Source organism: Endozoicomonas sp., from assembly GCF_051008435.1.
Taxonomy (GTDB): Bacteria; Pseudomonadota; Gammaproteobacteria; order Pseudomonadales; family Endozoicomonadaceae; genus Endozoicomonas_A.
This window is the reverse complement of the sequence record NZ_JBPCXO010000561.1, coordinates 1-18,138: the sequence shown is the minus strand read 5'-3', so window position 1 is coordinate 18,138 and position 18,138 is coordinate 1. Positions and strand designations below refer to the sequence as shown.

The window sequence follows — 18,138 nt, the reverse complement described above, 5'->3', positions numbered from 1 at the left end:
CGTCCCTGTGTAGCACCTTGCAAGTGCATTGTTATTAACACAGGTATTTTGCCTGAACAGCACAGAGGGCGCTCCTTTCAGTTCATTCTGTCTTACTTCTTCAGATCGTTAAGCGGGACTTAAGGACCTTTACTGCATTACTTGCATCAGTAAAATATATCGTTTATATTGCACAAAATTTATACGTATGCACTGCATTCTATGGACAAGACTATGCACATAGGTAATGGAAAACTGAGAGCCATGCTGGCTCCATGCCAAGGCCACTTTAATCCTATTATTATCAATAAACATAAATCCCCGCCATCGCACAAATGCACAAATATAGATATTAAACAAGTGTGCTTAAACACAATTACCTGAACACGACATAAACCTTATAGTACTCAGCCAAATCCAAATCTCGCTGTTTCAGTATATGCGTGCTCGTGTTTGTTGTATGACAACCCATGATGCAAAAATCGAAGGGCGGTAGCGTGCCTGAATACATAATCCAAAACGAAGTGCCGCTCTGAACCTGCCTATCGTTTAAACCGGCTGACCTCATTCCTAATGCAATCAAGATCCCCCATACAAATTCAGTATGCTGTACTGCATGCCCTATTAATTCGAGAACTGAAAACGCGCTTTGGCACCTATCGCCTTGGTATTGCCTGGGCCTTTATTGAGCCCTTGTTGCAAATTGCTGTTTTTATGGGCCTATTCTACTTTGGTGGCAGAGTCTCTGTAGGCGGACTCGAAGTCCCACTGTTTCTGGCAACCGGCATTGCCCCCTTTCTTTATTTCAAGAAAGTTATAATGCAGTCTATGAGTGCCGTAAACGCAAACAAAAATCTGTTGATATACCGTCAGGTAAGGGTCTTCGATGCTTTTCTGACCCGCTTCATACTTGAGTGTGTCACATCTTTCATTGTTCTAGTCGGGATCATTCTCATCACCTGGTGGGTGGGTTATGAAGTCAGTTTGGTGAATACCCTAATGTTCATTTACGCCTATTTTTTGTTGAGTATTATCGCATTTGGGCTTGGATTACTATTTGGAGTCATAAATACACTTTACCCTGAGCCTGGTAAATTTATACCCGCCCTGCTAAGACCATTGATGTTTATTTCGGGCACATTCTTTTCAATCAATGAACTGCCTTCCAGCGCACAGGAACTCCTACTGTGGAATCCACTAATTCATGTTTTTGAATTTATGCGCTCCAGCTTCTCATACGATTATGATACAAGTCTGCTTAGCCTTGAATACATTGAGATGTGGGCCTTAACATCATTAACTTTAGGCTTATTGATGCTCCGGGCCAACTGGCGCAGGATGCTGACCCAATGATCACCTTCAATAACGTCACAAAATACTTCCCTACTCCCCAAGGGCGTCATTACATTCTTAAGGATGTAGACCTTGTTTTGCCGGGCGATAAAAACATCGGAGTATTTGGAGCCAACGGTAGTGGCAAGTCCACTTTAATGAGGCTCCTTGCCGGGGTGGATTTCCCTAATAAAGGCAGCATAAAAACAAAAGGCAACGTGTCATGGCCTTTAGGTCTCTCTGGCTACCAAGGCAGTATGACAGGCCGAGAAAACGCTGAATTTATTTGCCGAATTTACGGTAAAGACAAAGACGAAATCAGGGAAAAGATCGAATACATTAAAAGCTTCTCAGAGCTAGATGACTTTTTTGAGATGCCACTCAAAAGCTACTCGTCCGGAATGCGATCCAAGTTTTCATTCGCTGTCAGCATGGCTTTTGACTTCGACTACTACTTAATAGATGAGCTGACAGCCGTTGGTGACAAACGATTCAAAGAAAAATGCCGTAAAACTTTTGACGCTAAAAAAGGAATTGCCAACTTTCTTTTTGTCTCACATAACATCAATGAGCTAAAGCGGCAGTGTGATATTGGCATCTATATAAAAGATGGCTCTATCCACGTTCACGACAGCATAGACGATGCTATTGCCGCTTATAACTCCATGTAAATTTACCTAACTACTACACTATGCCAGACACTATTCAAGCACCGCCCTTAGAAGAAAAGCCTTTCGTCAAGAACACAGCGCTTCGATCTCCACTGGAGAACAAGGAATCCAGCTCCCATGCATCTACCATCAAAAAGAAATTAGAAAAGCTCAAGCTTGCTCACAAACTCAGGGCCACATTTCTAACTCATCAAACGGGGCAGTGGTTTACGGCTATTGTGATTTGTCCATGGCTGCTCTGTACTATTTACTACACACTCATTGCTTCGGATCGTTATGTTTCACAAGCCAGCTTTCTCATCGAAAGAAGCGATTCAGGTGGAGGATCCATTGAAGGCCTGAGCCTGTTTGGTGTTACTCCGCAGGCCAGCAACGACCAGAGGATACTGGAAACCTTTATTCAGTCGCCGGATATGCTGAACTACCTCGACCAAAAACTGGGTTTAAAACAACATTACATGGAATCAGCCGACTGGATATCCAGACTCTCCCCGTCTGCCAGCCAGGAAGACTTTCTCGACTTCTACCGCAGCCATATTAATGTTCGATACAACGATACCAATGGTATGCTGGACATGGAGGTTCAAGGCTTTGAACCTGAATTTACCAAGCAAATCACCGACCTGATTCTGATAAAGAGTGAAAGCTTTGTTAATGAAATAAGTCACAATATGGCCAATGAACAATTAAAATTTGTACGTTCAGAGGTTGAGCTGGCAGAACAGAGGCTCAAAGACTTTACTCGCAGACTGTTAAATTTCCAGAACGAAACCGGCCTTCTCAGTGTTGAAGAACAAGGCGTGGCACTCAGTGGTATTATGAATGAACTTCAAGCGGAACTGGTTAGAAATCAAACAGAATTCCAGACTCTGACTTCCTACCTGAATAAAAATTCAGCACAAGTCATTGCACTGCAACAACGGATTCGTGCGCTTCAATCTCAGATTACCACGGAAAAAGACAAACTGGTTGACAGTGGCACCACATCGTTGAATGACCTTGCCGCCAGACAACAGGAATTACAGCTGGACCTTGATCTGGCCACACAGGCATACACGTCTGCACTGGTCGCGCTGGAAAGCACACGCACAGAAGCCAGTCGAAAATTAAAGCAGCTGGTAGTCGTTAGCAGTCCCTACCAGGCTCAAGATGCCAAGTATCCCAGAGTAGCTTACTCACTGACAAATATACTGCTGATTTTGCTTATGCTCTTTGCCCTGGCCCGAATGATTCGCGCCACAGTCTATGAGCACCGTGACTGAACATCGTACCCATGTGTGACTCGCCCCCCCTCTTGAGGTTCGCACTAACCCTGCGTTTACAGGTATATACCCATTGGACTTCAAGATGCTACCAGGCGGCAAGAGAGCGAATCCCTGTGAGCCTGCAAATAGTAGGTGATCGGGTGGTCCGCCATCCCGGCGAGCGACGACTGCATGGATGCAGGAGATAGAGCAACGCAGGAGCAGTTGCCGACGACTGCATGGATGCAGGAGATAGAGCAACGCAGGAGCAGTTGCCGACGACTGCATGGATGCAGGAGATAGAGCAACGCAGGAGCAGCTGCCGAACGCTGACAACAACGTAGCATCTTGAAAGGCGATGGGTATAATCAGTTTGGTAGCGCGTTAGTGGTTGGAGTGCGTTTGACGTACAAGAAGTTCAATTTGTTTGAGATTTTCTTTAGTCTCTTTCCTGAACTCTATCATCTCCTTACGCATTCCAATCTGCTCCTTGCGCATTTCAAGCTGCTCCTTGCGCATTTCAAGCTGCTCCTTGAGAATCAGAGTTACAACCTCGTGTGTACCACCGATGACTTTCATCATATTGGTAAATGCTGCATCCAGTGTATTTTGTTTTGACCTTAACTCTTGTACATCGGCCTCGAGACTCATACGGCATACTCTTATCGTTTGTTGTTTGAGCTATGAGCATAGCAGACAATGGTGACAGCACAGAGACACCAGACACGCCAGACACACCAGACACGCCAGACACAGTATCTACAAGCTGATTCTGATCGCATGCCTGAAGTCGTTTCGTGCAAGTCATGATTTTATATTTACATTTTCAATGTGTGTTTTGATTGAACCAAACTCCAATAAAAAAGCGAATCGTTCACGCATTCTCGCCTTCCCAGACTGAAAGACTATGAAACTACAACTTATTACATCAACGGCCGCTCTCATACTGAGCATGGCTGCTTATGCCACTTCAGCACTACCGGAAACCTCTGAGTCAGAAACAGCCGGCCCTGAACTGATAGAAAACACCACCCTTCGTCCGGTATTCGGTCAAAACTTGTTTGAAGGGTTTAAGCAAGCCGAATTCAAAGGCTTCAACCCGGAATACACTCTGGCAATAGGTGATAGAGTCACCCTGCAAATGTGGGGCGCCTATGAAGTAGCAGTTGAATTGACGGTTGATGCCCAAGGCAACGTTTTCATTCCCCAGGTAGGCCCAGTTCAGCTGCAAGGTGTTGCTAACAAAGATCTCAATAATGTCATAGAGAAAAAAGTTCGCAGTGTTTATCAAAAAAACGTGAACCTTTATGCCAGCTTGAATGCAGCTGAACCTGTAAAACTGTTTGTCACGGGCTTTGTTAAATCTCCTGGTTTGTACGGTGGTTTTTCGTCTGATTCGATACTGGCTTTTCTGGCAAAAGCCGGTGGCATTCGTCCAGAATCTGGTAGTTTTCTAAACGTAGAGTTAAAACGAAACGGTGAAACTCGAGCCACCTTTAACCTCTATGAGTTTCTTCTTTCAGGTACCATTGAGCAAGTCCAGCTCGGCGATGGCGACACTCTGGTTGTTAAAACACGTCAAGGTGTAGCGGCCTTTGATGGGCTTGTGGAAAACCCGGTCCAGATAGAATTTGCCAATGGCCAGACCTCCCTGAGAAACGCTCTGGACATGGTCGGTGTATTACCTGAAGCCACACACGTACGTATTGCCAGAAATCAAATGGCCAAGCGCAACGTTGAATACCTTCCTATGACTGAAACCACCGACACACTGCTTCAAAGTGGTGATGAAGTTACTGTGGTCTCTGACAAAATGCCCGGAACCATCAGTGTTTCTGTTGAAGGAGAACACAACGGGCAGGCAATTTATATTCTCCCTTATGGCAGCACGATCAAAGACTTGATGACTCAACTCTCCCCAAATTCCCGCTCCAACATGGAAGCTATGCAACTCTTCAGAGAGTCAGTAGCCAAACGTCAGAAAGGAATGCTGGAAGTTCAGTTGCAACAATTAGAACAAGCTGCTTTAGCAGCGCGTAGTAAGAGTATCGGTGAAGCGAATCTAAGAAAATCGGATGCAGAATCGATCCTTCAGTTTGTAGAAAGAGCCCGCAAGGCAGAACCTCGTGGCCAAGTATTATTAGGCCAGAATGAAACCCGCATGGATGTATTGCTGAAAGATCAGGACAGAATCGTTATTCCTAATAAAACGGTCCTGATTCAGATATACGGCGAAGTCATGTTTCCAAATGCCATGGTATTCGACAATGGTAAAACTATAAACGACTACGTCTCGGCAGCAGGTGGCTACTCCCAAAAAGCAGACCAGTCCCGAGTATTGATCCTTCATCGTGACGGCACCATTTCACGCATAGAATATAACGACGGCTGGTTCAGTAGTGGTTTAGCCCAGTATGACGTGAAACCCGGAGATGAAATTCTTGTTATGCCTCAGGCAGATGAAAAAACCATGCAGTACACCAGCGATATCATGCAGGTTATATACCAGGTTGCTATGAGTACGGCGGTGGTACTCAGCTTATAACGGCATGACACTCAGTGACCGGGGAGAGCAACGACTGCACGGATGCAGGAGATAGAGCAACGCACGACTGCAAGGAAGCAGGAGATAGGGTAACGCAGGAGCAGTTACCGAGGAGCAGTTGCCGAACGCTGACAAAAACATGATATTTTGAAAGGCGATGGTGTTTTCTTGTGTTTTAAAACGGTGCTTTTGACAACGCCCATATCAGGTATTACTTTAAGTAATACCATCTTTCAGAGAAAACCGGCATGTCTACCAGCTCAATAACCAGCAAAGGGCAAATCACAATTCCCAGTGATCTAAGAGCCAAGTTTCAGCTTCAGCCAGGGGACAAAATTCTGTTTGAAGAAAAGGAAGGCGTTATTACCTTAACCCCCTTAAGTGACGATATTGAAGCCTTGGGGGGCTGTCTGGCAAACTTAACCAATGGGCGCAAAGCTTCAATGGAAGATATGGAGCAATCCATCATAAAGGGCGCTTCTTCCTCTTGGCAGGATAACGAGGATACCTCTGATGGAAGGCATTGATACCAACGTACTTGTCAGATATCTCGTCAAAGATGACCTGAAACAATACGAACAAAGCATTCAACTGTTAACAAACAGTAAGCATATATTTCTCAGCCCGGTAGTACTGGTTGAAACCGTTTGGGTTTTAACACACTTCTATCAGGTCGAGCGTGAGCATCAGCACGAAATGCTCAGAGCAGTCATCAGCTTACAACGATTTGTCACCCAGGATCGGCAAGCGGTATTACGCGCACTGGACGATTATTCTAAAGGTTTTGATTTTGCTGATGCTATGATCGGGCACCATAACGGCTTGCAATGCCAAACCACCTGGACATTTGATCGTAAAGCTTCACGCCTTGATGCATTCAGCCTGATGAACAAGGCATAACTCACGCAAACGGCATGAGCGTTTTTTGTTGAGCTTGTAAGAGCAGAAAATGAAGAGAGTCGCCAACATGACTGACGCTCTCTATGACTCACTCTCTATGACTCACTCTCTATGACTGACACTCTATGACTGACACTCTATGACTGACACTCTCTCACGAATGAAAAAACGTATCTTAACCAATCATGGCCGAGTAAAAAGCAAAAAAATAAAAGAACCTCAGCAAAAACAACGCCATTAAGAGTACAAGGACGGTTGGTTCAGTAGCGGTTTAGCCCAGTATGATGTGAAACCCGGAGATGAAATTCTTGTTATGCCGCAAGCAGATGAAAAAACCATGCAGTACACCAGCGATATTATGCAGGTGATCTATCAGGTCGCTATGAGTACGGCAGTAGTGTTGAGCTTGTAATAGCAAGTATTAATTGATGAAATTTCCAAACGAAAAATCAGTCGCAGATTCGACTTAGAAAACCGCTGGGGTGAATCAAAGGTTGATTCTTTTTTAACTCTTTCTTAACTCTTGCCGAACCCACAATATTATTAAGGACATAGTATGTCTGTATACACAACGAATCGAAAAGGAATCATTCTTGCGGGTGGTTCCGGTACTCGTTTATATCCGCTGACCAAAGTAGTCAGTAAACAGTTAATGCCGGTTTATGACAAACCGATGATTTATTATCCACTGTCTACTCTCATGTTGGCAGGTATCACAGAAATAGCCATTATTACCACTCCGGATGAGCAACACAGATTTCAACGCCTTCTGGGCGACGGGTCACAGTGGGGCATTCAGCTTGAGTACATTGCCCAACCATCGCCTGATGGTCTGGCTCAAGCCTTTATACTGGCTGAAGATTTTATCGGCAATGACAGCTGCGCTCTGATTTTGGGCGACAACCTGTTTTACGGGCATAAATTCTCCCGATTGTTGCAAAAAGCGGATCATATTGAACAGGGTGCCACTATTTTTGGTTACCATGTCAGCAATCCGCAAGCTTATGGGGTAATAGAGCTGGATGAGAATGACAAAGCTCTGTCTATTGTAGAAAAACCCCGGCATCCTAAATCCAATTATGCAGCGACCGGTTTGTACTTTTTTGATAGTCGTGTTGTAGAATTTGCTAAATCCGTTAAGCCATCTGCCAGAGGTGAGCTTGAGATTACTTCAGTTATAGAATGCTACCTTCAGGAAAATTCATTGCAGGTTGCCAAGATTAGCCGTGGTTCTACCTGGCTGGATACCGGCACACACCAAAGTTTGCTCCATGCTGCCGCTTTTATCGAAACCATAGAAACCCGCCAGGGTATGAAAATTGCCTGCCCGGAAGAAATTGCTTACCGTATGGGGTATATCACCGCAGAGCAGCTCTTTGAAATCGCCGGACCACTGCGAAAGAGTGGCTACGGCGAGTACCTGTTGAATATTATTGAAGAAGTTGAAGGTGTCAGCTGGCTCTCCCGCAGCGAAACCTCAGTAGCCTGATAAACAGCCATGAGCAATTACAATACCTGATCAAGACCTTTTTTGTGGTGAAAGGTATCTATGCTAAAACAATCATGGCCGAGTAAAGAGTAATAAAATGAACGTTGTAGAAACCGGAATTGAAGGTCTTGTCATCATTGAGCCCCAGGTGTTTGGTGATGAGCGTGGATTTTTCATGGAAACCTGGCAAGCCAGCAAATTTGAAGCGCTGGGTTTACCCTCCCGTTTTGTTCAGGACAATCACAGCCGCTCCAAAAAAGGGATTTTGCGTGGTTTGCATATTCAGACACAAAACACCCAGGGTAAGCTGGTAAGAGTTATTCATGGCGAAGTCTATGACGTTGCCGTTGATTTGAGAAAAGGTTCGCCAACTTATGGTGAGTGGAGAGGCGTTTATCTGTCAGCAGAAAACAAAAGCATGTTCTGGGTACCAGAAGGCTTTGCCCATGGCTTTTATGTCACCAGTGAAACCGCTGATTTTGTCTACAAATGTACCGATTACTACGCCCCTGAGCATGATCTGAGCATCGCCTGGAACGACCCTGAACTGGCGATAGAGTGGCCACTGATCGAAGAGTCGGCACCATTACTTTCTGAAAAAGATAAGAATGCGATTTCTTTCGACAAAGCGGGAAGCTGGAAGCTGGAATCCGGAAGCTGGGCAAGGGAAGTATGAAGATGAGAGTATTAATCACAGGTGCCAATGGGCAGTTGGGCTATGAACTGCAAAGAACAGTACCACAGGGTATAGAGCTGTTATGTGCTGATCGAGAAAAGCTGGATATTACTTCTCAGGATTCCGTCAACTCATATTTCGATACACATAAGCCTGAAGCAGTAATCAATGCGGCCGCTTATACTGCAGTTGATAAGGCAGAGACCGACACTGAAGCGGCCTTTGCAGTTAATGCCAACGGTGCCGCTTTCCTGGCTGAAGCTTGCTCCAAACATGATATCTCCATGATTCAGGTATCAACTGACTTTGTCTTTGATGGTACTCAATCCACACCTTATAAGGTGGATGACACAACCAACCCCGTCAGTATCTACGGTGAGAGCAAACTGGAAGGTGAAAACCGGGTTCTTGAGATACTGAAAAGCAAGGCTGTTGTGATTCGTACAGCCTGGGTTTATTCCTCTCATGGGAACAACTTTGTTAAAAGCATGCTACGACTGATGCAGGAAAAAAATCAGTTAGGTATCGTATCCGATCAAATGGGCAGCCCTACTTCAGCTAACACGCTTGCTGTTTGCTGTTGGCAAGCTTTAAACAAACTTCAGACTTCGAACTGTCAACTGCCGTCTATCTTTCATTGGACAAACGCTGGGGTAGCAAGCTGGTACGACTTTGCTGTAGCCATTCAGGAAGAAGCACTATCCCTTGGAGTTTTGAAAAAAAGCATTCCGTTGAAACCGATCCTAACCTCTGCCTACCCTACCCCGGCAAAACGTCCTGCATACAGTGTATTGGACAAACAGTTTACTTATGATGCGTTAAAGCTGCCTGCACAGCATTGGCGAGCAGCACTAAAGGAAACGATGAGAGAACTTTCTTAAAGCGAACAAGAAAACACGATGCAGCTTGACATGTATCCAAATGGATACATAATTACCCTATGCATTTTGTTAAAAGCACCAAAGCCTTTGATAAGTGGCTGTCCAGCATGAAAGATCATGCTGGAAAAGCAAGGATTTTAGTTGCCTTGAAACGGCTTGAGTTGGGCCAACCTGTTGACTGTAAGAACTTGCGTCATGGACTTTATGAGTTAAGAGTACATTATGGCCCAGGTTACAGAGTTTACTTTCACCAAAAAGGTGAAGTAATCGTTATATTGCTCAATGGTGGGCACAAGTCAAACCAGAGCCGAGACATTGAGAAGGCTAAATTTTTGCTCAAGGAGCTGGAGGCATCATGAGTAATGATCTGAAAAAGTTTGATGTATCTGATTATCTGACCGATAACGAAAGCATTGCCGAATACCTTAACGCGGCTATTGAAGAGGGTGACCAGGAATTACTCATGGCCGCTATTGCAGACATTGCCAAAGCCACAGGAATGCAAGCTATTGCCAGCTCCTCCGGCCTGGGAAGAGAAAGCCTCTATAAAGCTTTGGCCCCAGGAGCCAAACCTCGTTTTGAAACCGTTTATAGAATTCTTCAGGCTTTAGGCGTCAAGCTCACAATGACACCGCAGCCGTGATGCAGAGTATCCAGGTTCATTAAGCCTGTAACCCAGAAAGGTCTTTCCCCAAGGTTTACTCATCACTGGCAAAACAAACCCAGTACTCATACTGCCTCTCAAACCTAATTTTATTCTTTCTTGCTAAGTCTAACTAAAGAAGACAAAAAGTCTGATTCAGTTAGACATAACTGACAATATTTTCTTACAACGACTATTCAATTATGCGAAGTATTTTAGTAACCGGTGGTGCCGGTTTTATTGGCGCTAATTTTGTCCAATATTGGTTCACTCAACACCCACAAGACAACATATTAGTGCTAGACGCTCTGACCTATGCTGGCAATTTAGCCAGTTTAGATCCCGTCAAAGATCATCCTAACTTTACCTTTGTCCACGGAAATATCCTGGATACAAATTTGATTGAAGAGCTGCTGCGACACCACAAAGTCGATACCTTGATACACTTTGCCGCCGAATCCCATGTAGACCGCTCCATCACCGGTCCGGATGCCTTTCTTGAAACCAATATCATGGGCACTCACAGCCTGTTGAAAGCCGCTAAAAAAGTCTGGCTGGATGAGAATCTTCTTAATGGAAAGGAGCATCGTTTCCACCATGTCTCTACGGACGAAGTATACGGCACCCTGTCTCTGACAGACCCTGCCTTCACCGAAGACACGGCCTATGCACCCAACTCACCCTATGCAGCCAGCAAAGCATCCAGTGACCATTTGGTACGTGCCTATAATGAAACCTACGGTCTGAAAACGACTATCAGCAACTGTTCTAATAACTACGGGCCCTATCACTTCCCTGAAAAACTGATCCCACTGGTTATCACTAATATTCTGCATGACAAGCCTTTGCCCATATACGGCGATGGAAAACAGATCCGCGACTGGCTTTATGTGGAAGACCATGCACGTGGAATCGAGCTAGTACTAAACAAGGGTAGAGTTGGTGAGAACTACAATATTGGTGGCCACAATGAATGGCAGAATATTGATATTGTTAAACTCGTTTGTAAGCTAATGGATGAATGTTTTGCCAAGGGCGAAGCGCTTCCTGCTGACTTCCCTCAAGCCAAATCAGCTATTGCAGGAAACTCCGCATCCCTGATCGAATACGTTAAAGACCGCCTCGGCCATGACCGTCGCTATGCCATTGATGCGGCTAAAACCCGAGATGAGCTGGGCTATGAGCCACAAGAATCTTTTGAAACAGGTATTCGTAAAACGGTTGAATGGTATCTGAATAATGAAGTCTGGTGGTTGGCTGTTATGGATGGGTCATACCGTGATTGGATCTCTGAACAATACAAATAATTAAAGGATGTAGAAATGAACATTGTGAAAAATACATTCAAAAGAAAAAAGACAAAAAAACATTTTAAAGTAGATCCGGATTTAGATTTAAATTTTTATAGAGATACTTATTCCGATCTTTCAAATTTAACAGACATTCAACTTTATGAGCATTGGGAAAAATTCGGGAAGCAAGAAAAACGTCTAAGTAACATTAGAGACTCTAAGCTATTAAACTTTGATCTAGACTTTGAATTCTACACGTCATACTACTCTGACTTAGGCAACTCAGATATTTCAACACTGAGCGCAGCCAAATTACATTGGCTAAAATATGGAAAAGATGAAAAACGCTACCGGACAATAAATGAGCTTATCGAAGATCAAAACCTAGATTTGTATAAAGATATAAGCAACATAGATTATCAATCAATATGTAAAAAAAATAAAGATCTATCGGTAGATACGAAAGACGTTATCAATTTATTTGCCGGAAAGATAGAAAAGCCAATAAAAATACTGCCAACGAATAAAGAAAATGCACTTTTTTACAAAGAACTTGGTATTTCCTGCCTCCTGCATCACAAATCAACAAACGAGCAAGGATCTTTATTTTCAGCTCGTACTGCTTGGAGGATCTCTTTATTTTTTGAGCACAATACGGAAATTATTGAGCATTTAGGGAATACATACTTTGATCAACAAGACTATAGAACTGCACAAAGAGTATATGAAGAAGCTTTCGAGAAGATGGAAATACCATCTACTTCATTAATCGATAATCTTTTAACCTGCTATGAAAAACTAGGAAGAATACAGGAAAGCGTAGAATTATTGTGTTCTGCAAAGAGAAAACTTCCTTCATCTAGCGCTCTTATCGAAAAACTTGACACTTATATAAATAAGTTCTATTACGATAATGCGGGTGAGCTTCAAGTCAATGCAGCGCTGGACAACCGAAGTAAGCTAAAACTCCTAACAAAAGAATATTCAAATATAATTTATGAATCATATTACAATTTTTTTGGATCAGGAGAAAAACCTAAAAAAACACATCTTAATACAAAGAAAATCCTTATCGTCGGTGACTTTCATGTACCTCAATGTGTGCGCTATCGGATTGATCAAAAGGTAGAGCAGCTGGAGTCACAGGGTAAAAATGTTAGCACTATTGATTGGTTAAAGCTGGGTGAAAGTAGCAACATACTTGCTCTCCATGATGTTGTTATTTTCTATCGCGTACCAGCCGTACCTGAAGTTTTAAAAGCCATCGCGCAAGTTAACACAACAGGCAAAGCTTCGTTTTACGAGATCGATGACCTGCTATTTGAAGAGAGTTACCCTGCGACCATAGAAACCTTTGGTGGCTATATTGGCCTCGATACTCACATAGAGCTACGCAAGTCAATGGCTAGCTTTTATGCAGCAGCAAGTTTCTGTCAATATGGTATTGCTTCAACCAAATTACTTTGCGAAAAGCTCGAACAATTAGTACAGAAAAAACAGTGTTTGTTACACCGCAATGGCCTTGACAGCCAAAATGTTTTTAGGGCAAATAAAAAACCAAATAAAGAAACAGTCGATATTTTTTATGGTAGTGGTACCCAAGCTCATAATAGTGATTTTATTGAGCAATCTTTACCAGCACTGGAAGTAGTTCTTTCGAAGTATTCTCATGCGAGACTTATAATAGCAGGGTATCTGCAACTACCAACTAACTTCATGGATCGTTTTAATAAACAGTTAAAGCTGATACCACCTATTAACAACGTAAAAGCCTACTGGTCATTTCTTGAACAGGCAGATATCAATTTAGCCGTACTACAAGATGATGAAATTAACGGTTGCAAGAGTGAATTGAAATGGTTTGAAGCCGCCTGTTTCAGCATCCCCTCAATACTAAGCAGCACTTCAAATTACCGTGATGTTATTCAGCATGGTAAAGATGCTCTTCTGGCAAGCAATAAGCAAGAATGGCTAACAGCCCTTGAAACTCTGATCACTCAGCCAGAGAAAGGTACCGAGATTGCAATAAATGCACTTCAACGCGTACAACATGAGTATTCAGTAGCATCATTAGGTCAATCATTTAGTGAAAAGCTTGAGACATTGCTCAATGGCAACACTAAGCGAGCAAAGAAAAAAATTGCACTTGTAAATGTATTTTTTCCTCCCCAGGCTATTGGTGGAGCAACAAGAGTGGTTTCAGATAATTTCGACCTCCTCCAACAGGAATACGGTGATGATTATGACTTTGTCATTTTCACTTCAGATGATCGCTGCACCACTCCATACAGATTAACAACGTATCAGCATCAAGGCGTAACTGTGTATCGCTCCACGGTTCTGTATAGAGAAAATATGGACTGGCATCCACAAGATCCGGAAATGTACAAACTTTTTTCTCAGTTCCTGGAACTGGAAAATCCCGACTTAATTCATTACCACTGTGTACAGCGGCTCACTGCTTCAGTTGTTGAAGCTGCAAGAGACATCGGCATTCCATATATAATCACAGCACATGATGCCTGGTGGATTTCCGACCATCAATTCCTGGTAGACAGTAACAATAAAATCTACCCAGAGGGTCATCCGGATATTTACGAAGATCGCACCTTGCCCAACAATGTGAGTTTTTCAGATTCTGTCGAACGTCTGATGTATTTCAGAGAACTACTTAATAGCGCAAAATACTTGCTGACAGTATCTGAAGCCTTTGCTGATATATACAGAAAAAATGGTCACAATCAAATCATAGTGAACAGAAATGGAATCAGCACGACGATAGATTGGAAGCCAAAAAGCACATCGTATACGGATAAGGTTGTATGTGGTCACATAGGTGGAATGTCAACACACAAAGGTTACCACTTGCTGAAAGATGCTATCGACAATATACAACCTGATAACATTGAAATGCTGATAGTTGATCATTCTAAGCCAGAAGGTTATGAAAATAAAACAAGTTGGGGTGATGTGCCTGTCACAATGATTGGCCGAGTGAGTCAATCAACAATTGTGGATTTGTACCAACGTATTGATGTACTGTTTGCTCCGTCAATCTGGCCTGAAAGCTATGGCCTTGTGACCCGTGAAGCCACCGCTTGTGGCTGCTGGGTTGTTGCAAGTGATCTTGGCGGGATTGGTGAGGATGTAATTGAAGGAGAAACAGGATTAAAAGTAAGCCCTAAACTCCCTGACATATGTCAAGCCATTGAAAAGATTGATCTTACCCCATTAAAATTTAAGCAAGTAGTTAAGCAATCAAATATTCGTATAGTGAATAAACAGGTTCAGGATTTACTTGAGGTTTACAAATGATTGATAATTTATTTTTAAGTGTTGGTGCAATGAAAGCAGGTACAACTTGGTTATATGAAAACCTAAAAGAACATCCTGATATTTATTTCACCCCAGAGAAAGAAATCCATTACTTTGCTAATAAAGTCGGAATCGAAAACCAATTAGAGCATAGGGGTAGAATTCTAAAGCTGAAAGAAATTCTACAAAAAACGGCGGATGGCAATGCAGAATACATTTCTCAAAACTTAGACTTAATCACTTGGTATAGTGAGTATGCCAAACCTAATGAAATCGACAATGAATGGTATGAAAAACTTTTTCACTCGAATTCAGAAAATAAATTCTGCGCAGATTTTTCCAACTTATACTGCCAGATGGGCCATGATGGCTGGAAAAATGTTCGTAAAGTAGCCAGAAACATAAAAGTTATCTACACACTGCGCGATCCTTTAGAGCGTTTATGGTCTCATTATAAATTCCATATGAAGTGGATTAACCGTGAGAATGATGCCCTTCAAGCCGGATTTAGACACTTTAAAGAGCTGCTAGGGCAACATTTCTTTTGGATTAATGCAGAATATGCAAAAAATTATGATTTGCTAAAGCAATCATTAAATGACAAAGAAATAATGATTTTGTATTTTGAAGATTTTCGTGAAGACCCGATTAATATGCTCCTTGAAGTGCAAAATTTCTTAGGAGTACAAGAAATATATCCTGAAAAGGAAAAGTTGGATAAAAAAATAAATAAAACAAAGAGCTTTTCGATGCCAGATGAATGGAAGGCATATGCGTTAGAAAAGCTCGAGATTCCAGTCACACAAATGAAGAAAAACGATCTTTATCACTCATCATGGAGGAAATACTAAGTTACCCACGTTTATAGCAGCATTTAAGGACACCTGCGTATTCTGGTCAGCTTGAACACTCATTCTGGTTCATTTGAACACCCTGAATCTCTTACGCATCACCCAGTCTAATTTTTACAAGTGCTTCCAGTTTACCCAGCTTCTTATGATCCTGTGCATATTGTGATCCAGAGTGGCATCTAACAAGGTCGCATCATACTGCCATGCCATTGTCGGGTCGGCAGTCAGAGAAAGATCATCAAAGAACATTTTGGGACATCCACAATTTTTTGTCCGAGGAGACAGTTTTTGAATTGTGAAAGGTTCCAGCAATCAAAAAATTGAAGTGATGGTATATAAGCCTGTGCTGGAAGAGTCTGAATTATTCCACTCAAAGGAGATTAACGGGCATAGCTTTAAGCCTTTATTACTCTGCAAATGGGTTAAGTAGCTTGGTACCAGTACCTGTAAAGTCATGGGTATTTCTAGTAACCACTGTCAGGTCGTAAGTCAGTGCAGTCGCAGCAATTTGTTTATCAATAGCATTTTCATGGTGGGGAACTCTCAGCTTACCCCATAGCTGAGCTTCGGTATCACCAAAATCAAGAATACGTTCACTGTAATCATTGACCAGGGTGTTTAGCCAAAGCTCCAGTTGCTGAGCCTGTGTTTGGTCACCTCTGTAACGGATTTTTTCAACCCCCCTGCGTAGCTCTCCCAGTGTAATAACACTTAGGTACAGCTGTTGTGATTGCTGTGCTGTGGCTTGAAAAAAAGCCTGAACACCTGAGTTTGCTCTATGCCTTTTACGCAGTTCACTGACAACATTGGTGTCAATTAAATACATCACGGTCACCATCGTCATTAATGCGTTCAAAGTCACTGTCTGTGCCTGTATTGGGGATACTTTTAAGGGCTTCAGTAAAACTTTTCTTTTTTGGCTTTAATAGAGCGGACTCTAAAATCCGGCGGTGCTCCGCCTCAGCACTGCGCCCATATTGACCTGCCCTAGCCTTTAGGGCATTGACTATTTTTTCATCAATGTTTCGTACGATCAGATTTGCCATATTCCTGTCCTGCTGAGTGATACATAAAATGATAGCATTGATATCATTTTTGGCAAGATAGGCTAGATAACACCTTTTCAGCCCCAAAACAATTGAACAATTTTTTATGCCAGTCAAAATCAAAAAAGCCGTCTTCCCCGTTGCAGGAATGGGTACACGTTTCCTCCCTGCCACCAAAGCCTGCCCAAAAGAAATGCTGCCCGTAGTAGATAAACCACTGATTCAGTACGCCGTTGAAGAAGCCATTGCAGCAGGTATCACCGACCTGATCTTTGTTACTTCCTGGACAAAACGTCCCATTGAAGATCACTTTGATAAAAGTTTCGAACTGGAATACAAACTCGAACAAGCTGGCAAACAAGAGTTGCTTAGTATTGTTAAGAATATTCTGCCAAAAAATGTGAACTGTTTTTATGTACGTCAGCAGGAAGCTTTGGGACTTGGGCATGCGGTACTGTGTGCCAGGGATATTGTCGGTAACGAACCTTTCACGGTGTTACTTGCTGACGATATGATCTACTGCGAGAACAAACCTTGTCTGAATACGATGGTTGACTTGGCAATGGACTCGTCATCCTCTGTTGTAGCCGTTGAGCAAGTGCCTATGGATCGTGTGAACAACTATGGCGTTATTGATCCTGTTACGATCAGCAAGCGTTTATACAAACTGCAGGGTGTTGTTGAAAAGCCGCCTGCTGATCAAGCCCCTTCCAATCTTTCCATAGTGGGCCGCTATGTGCTTCAGCCTGAAATATTTGGCCTTCTGGAAAATACCCAACAGGGCGCTGGCGGTGAAATTCAGTTGACTGATGCCATTGCTGATTTGTTGAAAGAACAAGATGTATTGGCTTATGAATTTGATGGTATCCGCTATGACTGTGGCAGTAAACTTGGCCATATGAAAGCCAATATTGAATACGCACTGCGCCACCCGAAACTGAATGGTGAATTCAGGAAATATTTGCAGAGTTTGAAGCTGGAAGCTTAAGACTGGTGGCATGACAATGGTTTAGTTGATAGTCATATCGTGTATCGCAGTCGTTATACATACCCTAGAACTTGATAAAGCTTCAAAAACGTCTGCGAAACAATTTGAGCGAATGATACTGCTTTCTCCGAAAGTGCCAGATTTGAACTGCAATACTTCTACCTGTTTACCATCGACCCTACGTCATAATCCAGATGCTATATTAAACGTCTGATGACCTTTATATTTGGAGATAAATCTGATGTGTAAAAATACTGTTCAGTTCCAAAAAGGCATTGGCATTATG

The 18,138-nt window shown here is 42.8% G+C and carries 18 protein-coding genes; 15 read left to right on the top strand and 3 right to left on the bottom strand.

Annotated elements, in window-relative coordinates; all coding sequences use genetic code 11:
* Positions 1–552: 552 nt before the first annotated feature.
* The 3 genes from ACR2PX_RS28835 to ACR2PX_RS28825 are packed head-to-tail and all read left to right on the top strand — an operon-like array spanning position 553 to position 3,244.
* The gene (locus ACR2PX_RS28835) at positions 553–1,332 is read left to right on the top strand and encodes an ABC transporter permease (protein WP_434002800.1); all 780 of its coding nucleotides are present in this window, start codon (positions 553–555) and stop codon (positions 1,330–1,332) included.
* Positions 1,329–1,982, top strand: coding sequence for an ABC transporter ATP-binding protein (locus tag ACR2PX_RS28830; RefSeq protein ID WP_434002799.1), 654 nt, complete (start codon positions 1,329–1,331; stop codon positions 1,980–1,982). The genes ACR2PX_RS28835 and ACR2PX_RS28830 overlap by 4 nt, the downstream gene beginning before the upstream one ends.
* Positions 1,983–2,002: 20 nt before the next feature.
* Complete coding sequence (locus ACR2PX_RS28825; protein WP_434002798.1) at positions 2,003–3,244, top strand: hypothetical protein; 1,242 nt, start codon at positions 2,003–2,005, stop codon at positions 3,242–3,244.
* Between the two features lie 366 nt (positions 3,245–3,610).
* Here ACR2PX_RS28825 and ACR2PX_RS28820 read toward each other — a convergent pair whose 3' ends face one another.
* Entirely contained in the window at positions 3,611–3,877 is a 267-nt protein-coding gene (locus tag ACR2PX_RS28820) for a hypothetical protein (protein ID WP_434002797.1), read from the bottom strand.
* Between the two features lie 256 nt (positions 3,878–4,133).
* On the opposite strand from ACR2PX_RS28820, the gene ACR2PX_RS28815 reads away from it, so the two are divergent.
* The 11 genes from ACR2PX_RS28815 to ACR2PX_RS28765 all read left to right on the top strand — a co-directional run bounded on the left by ACR2PX_RS28815 (position 4,134) and on the right by ACR2PX_RS28765 (position 15,818).
* On the top strand, positions 4,134–5,771 hold the full coding sequence (locus ACR2PX_RS28815; RefSeq protein WP_434002796.1) for a polysaccharide biosynthesis/export family protein: 1,638 nt from the start codon (positions 4,134–4,136) through the stop codon (positions 5,769–5,771).
* 248 nt (positions 5,772–6,019) lie between these two features.
* Complete coding sequence (locus ACR2PX_RS28810; protein WP_434002795.1) at positions 6,020–6,298, top strand: AbrB/MazE/SpoVT family DNA-binding domain-containing protein; 279 nt, start codon at positions 6,020–6,022, stop codon at positions 6,296–6,298.
* The gene (locus tag ACR2PX_RS28805) at positions 6,285–6,671 is read left to right on the top strand and encodes a type II toxin-antitoxin system VapC family toxin (RefSeq protein WP_434002794.1); all 387 of its coding nucleotides are present in this window, start codon (positions 6,285–6,287) and stop codon (positions 6,669–6,671) included. Before ACR2PX_RS28810 ends, ACR2PX_RS28805 begins: the two co-directional genes overlap by 14 nt.
* Before the next feature lie 556 nt (positions 6,672–7,227).
* Positions 7,228–8,160, top strand: a complete 933-nt coding sequence (rfbA, locus tag ACR2PX_RS28800; RefSeq protein WP_434002793.1) for a glucose-1-phosphate thymidylyltransferase RfbA — start codon at positions 7,228–7,230, stop codon at positions 8,158–8,160.
* A gap of 97 nt (positions 8,161–8,257) precedes the next feature.
* Positions 8,258–8,836, top strand: a complete 579-nt coding sequence (gene rfbC / locus ACR2PX_RS28795; RefSeq protein ID WP_434002792.1) for a dTDP-4-dehydrorhamnose 3,5-epimerase — start codon at positions 8,258–8,260, stop codon at positions 8,834–8,836.
* Positions 8,837–8,838: 2 nt separating this feature from the next.
* Positions 8,839–9,717: a dTDP-4-dehydrorhamnose reductase gene (gene rfbD, locus ACR2PX_RS28790; protein WP_434002791.1), complete on the top strand. Its 879-nt coding sequence runs from the start codon at positions 8,839–8,841 to the stop codon at positions 9,715–9,717.
* A 59-nt stretch (positions 9,718–9,776) separates the two neighbouring features.
* A complete protein-coding gene (locus ACR2PX_RS28785) occupies positions 9,777–10,076 on the top strand; it encodes a type II toxin-antitoxin system RelE/ParE family toxin (protein WP_434002790.1) in 300 nt (99 codons plus the stop codon).
* Positions 10,073–10,360, top strand: a complete 288-nt coding sequence (locus tag ACR2PX_RS28780) for an addiction module antidote protein (RefSeq protein WP_434002789.1) — start codon at positions 10,073–10,075, stop codon at positions 10,358–10,360. The genes ACR2PX_RS28785 and ACR2PX_RS28780 overlap by 4 nt, the downstream gene beginning before the upstream one ends.
* 203 nt (positions 10,361–10,563) lie before the next feature.
* Complete coding sequence (gene rfbB, locus ACR2PX_RS28775; RefSeq protein ID WP_434002788.1) at positions 10,564–11,667, top strand: dTDP-glucose 4,6-dehydratase; 1,104 nt, start codon at positions 10,564–10,566, stop codon at positions 11,665–11,667.
* Positions 11,668–11,682: 15 nt separating this feature from the next.
* The gene (locus ACR2PX_RS28770; RefSeq protein ID WP_434002787.1) at positions 11,683–14,967 is read left to right on the top strand and encodes a glycosyltransferase; all 3,285 of its coding nucleotides are present in this window, start codon (positions 11,683–11,685) and stop codon (positions 14,965–14,967) included.
* Positions 14,964–15,818, top strand: a complete 855-nt coding sequence (locus ACR2PX_RS28765; RefSeq protein ID WP_434002786.1) for a sulfotransferase domain-containing protein — start codon at positions 14,964–14,966, stop codon at positions 15,816–15,818. Before ACR2PX_RS28770 ends, ACR2PX_RS28765 begins: the two co-directional genes overlap by 4 nt.
* 406 nt (positions 15,819–16,224) lie before the next feature.
* Here the strand turns inward: ACR2PX_RS28765 and ACR2PX_RS28760 are convergent, their stop codons facing one another.
* Entirely contained in the window at positions 16,225–16,644 is a 420-nt protein-coding gene (locus ACR2PX_RS28760) for a type II toxin-antitoxin system VapC family toxin (protein ID WP_434002785.1), read from the bottom strand.
* The gene (locus tag ACR2PX_RS28755) at positions 16,631–16,864 is read right to left on the bottom strand and encodes a FitA-like ribbon-helix-helix domain-containing protein (protein WP_434002784.1); all 234 of its coding nucleotides are present in this window, start codon (positions 16,862–16,864) and stop codon (positions 16,631–16,633) included. The genes ACR2PX_RS28760 and ACR2PX_RS28755 overlap by 14 nt, the downstream gene beginning before the upstream one ends.
* Before the next feature lie 106 nt (positions 16,865–16,970).
* On the opposite strand from ACR2PX_RS28755, the gene galU reads away from it, so the two are divergent.
* Positions 16,971–17,852, top strand: a complete 882-nt coding sequence (gene galU, locus ACR2PX_RS28750; RefSeq protein ID WP_434002783.1) for a UTP--glucose-1-phosphate uridylyltransferase GalU — start codon at positions 16,971–16,973, stop codon at positions 17,850–17,852.
* Positions 17,853–18,138 lie beyond the last annotated feature (286 nt).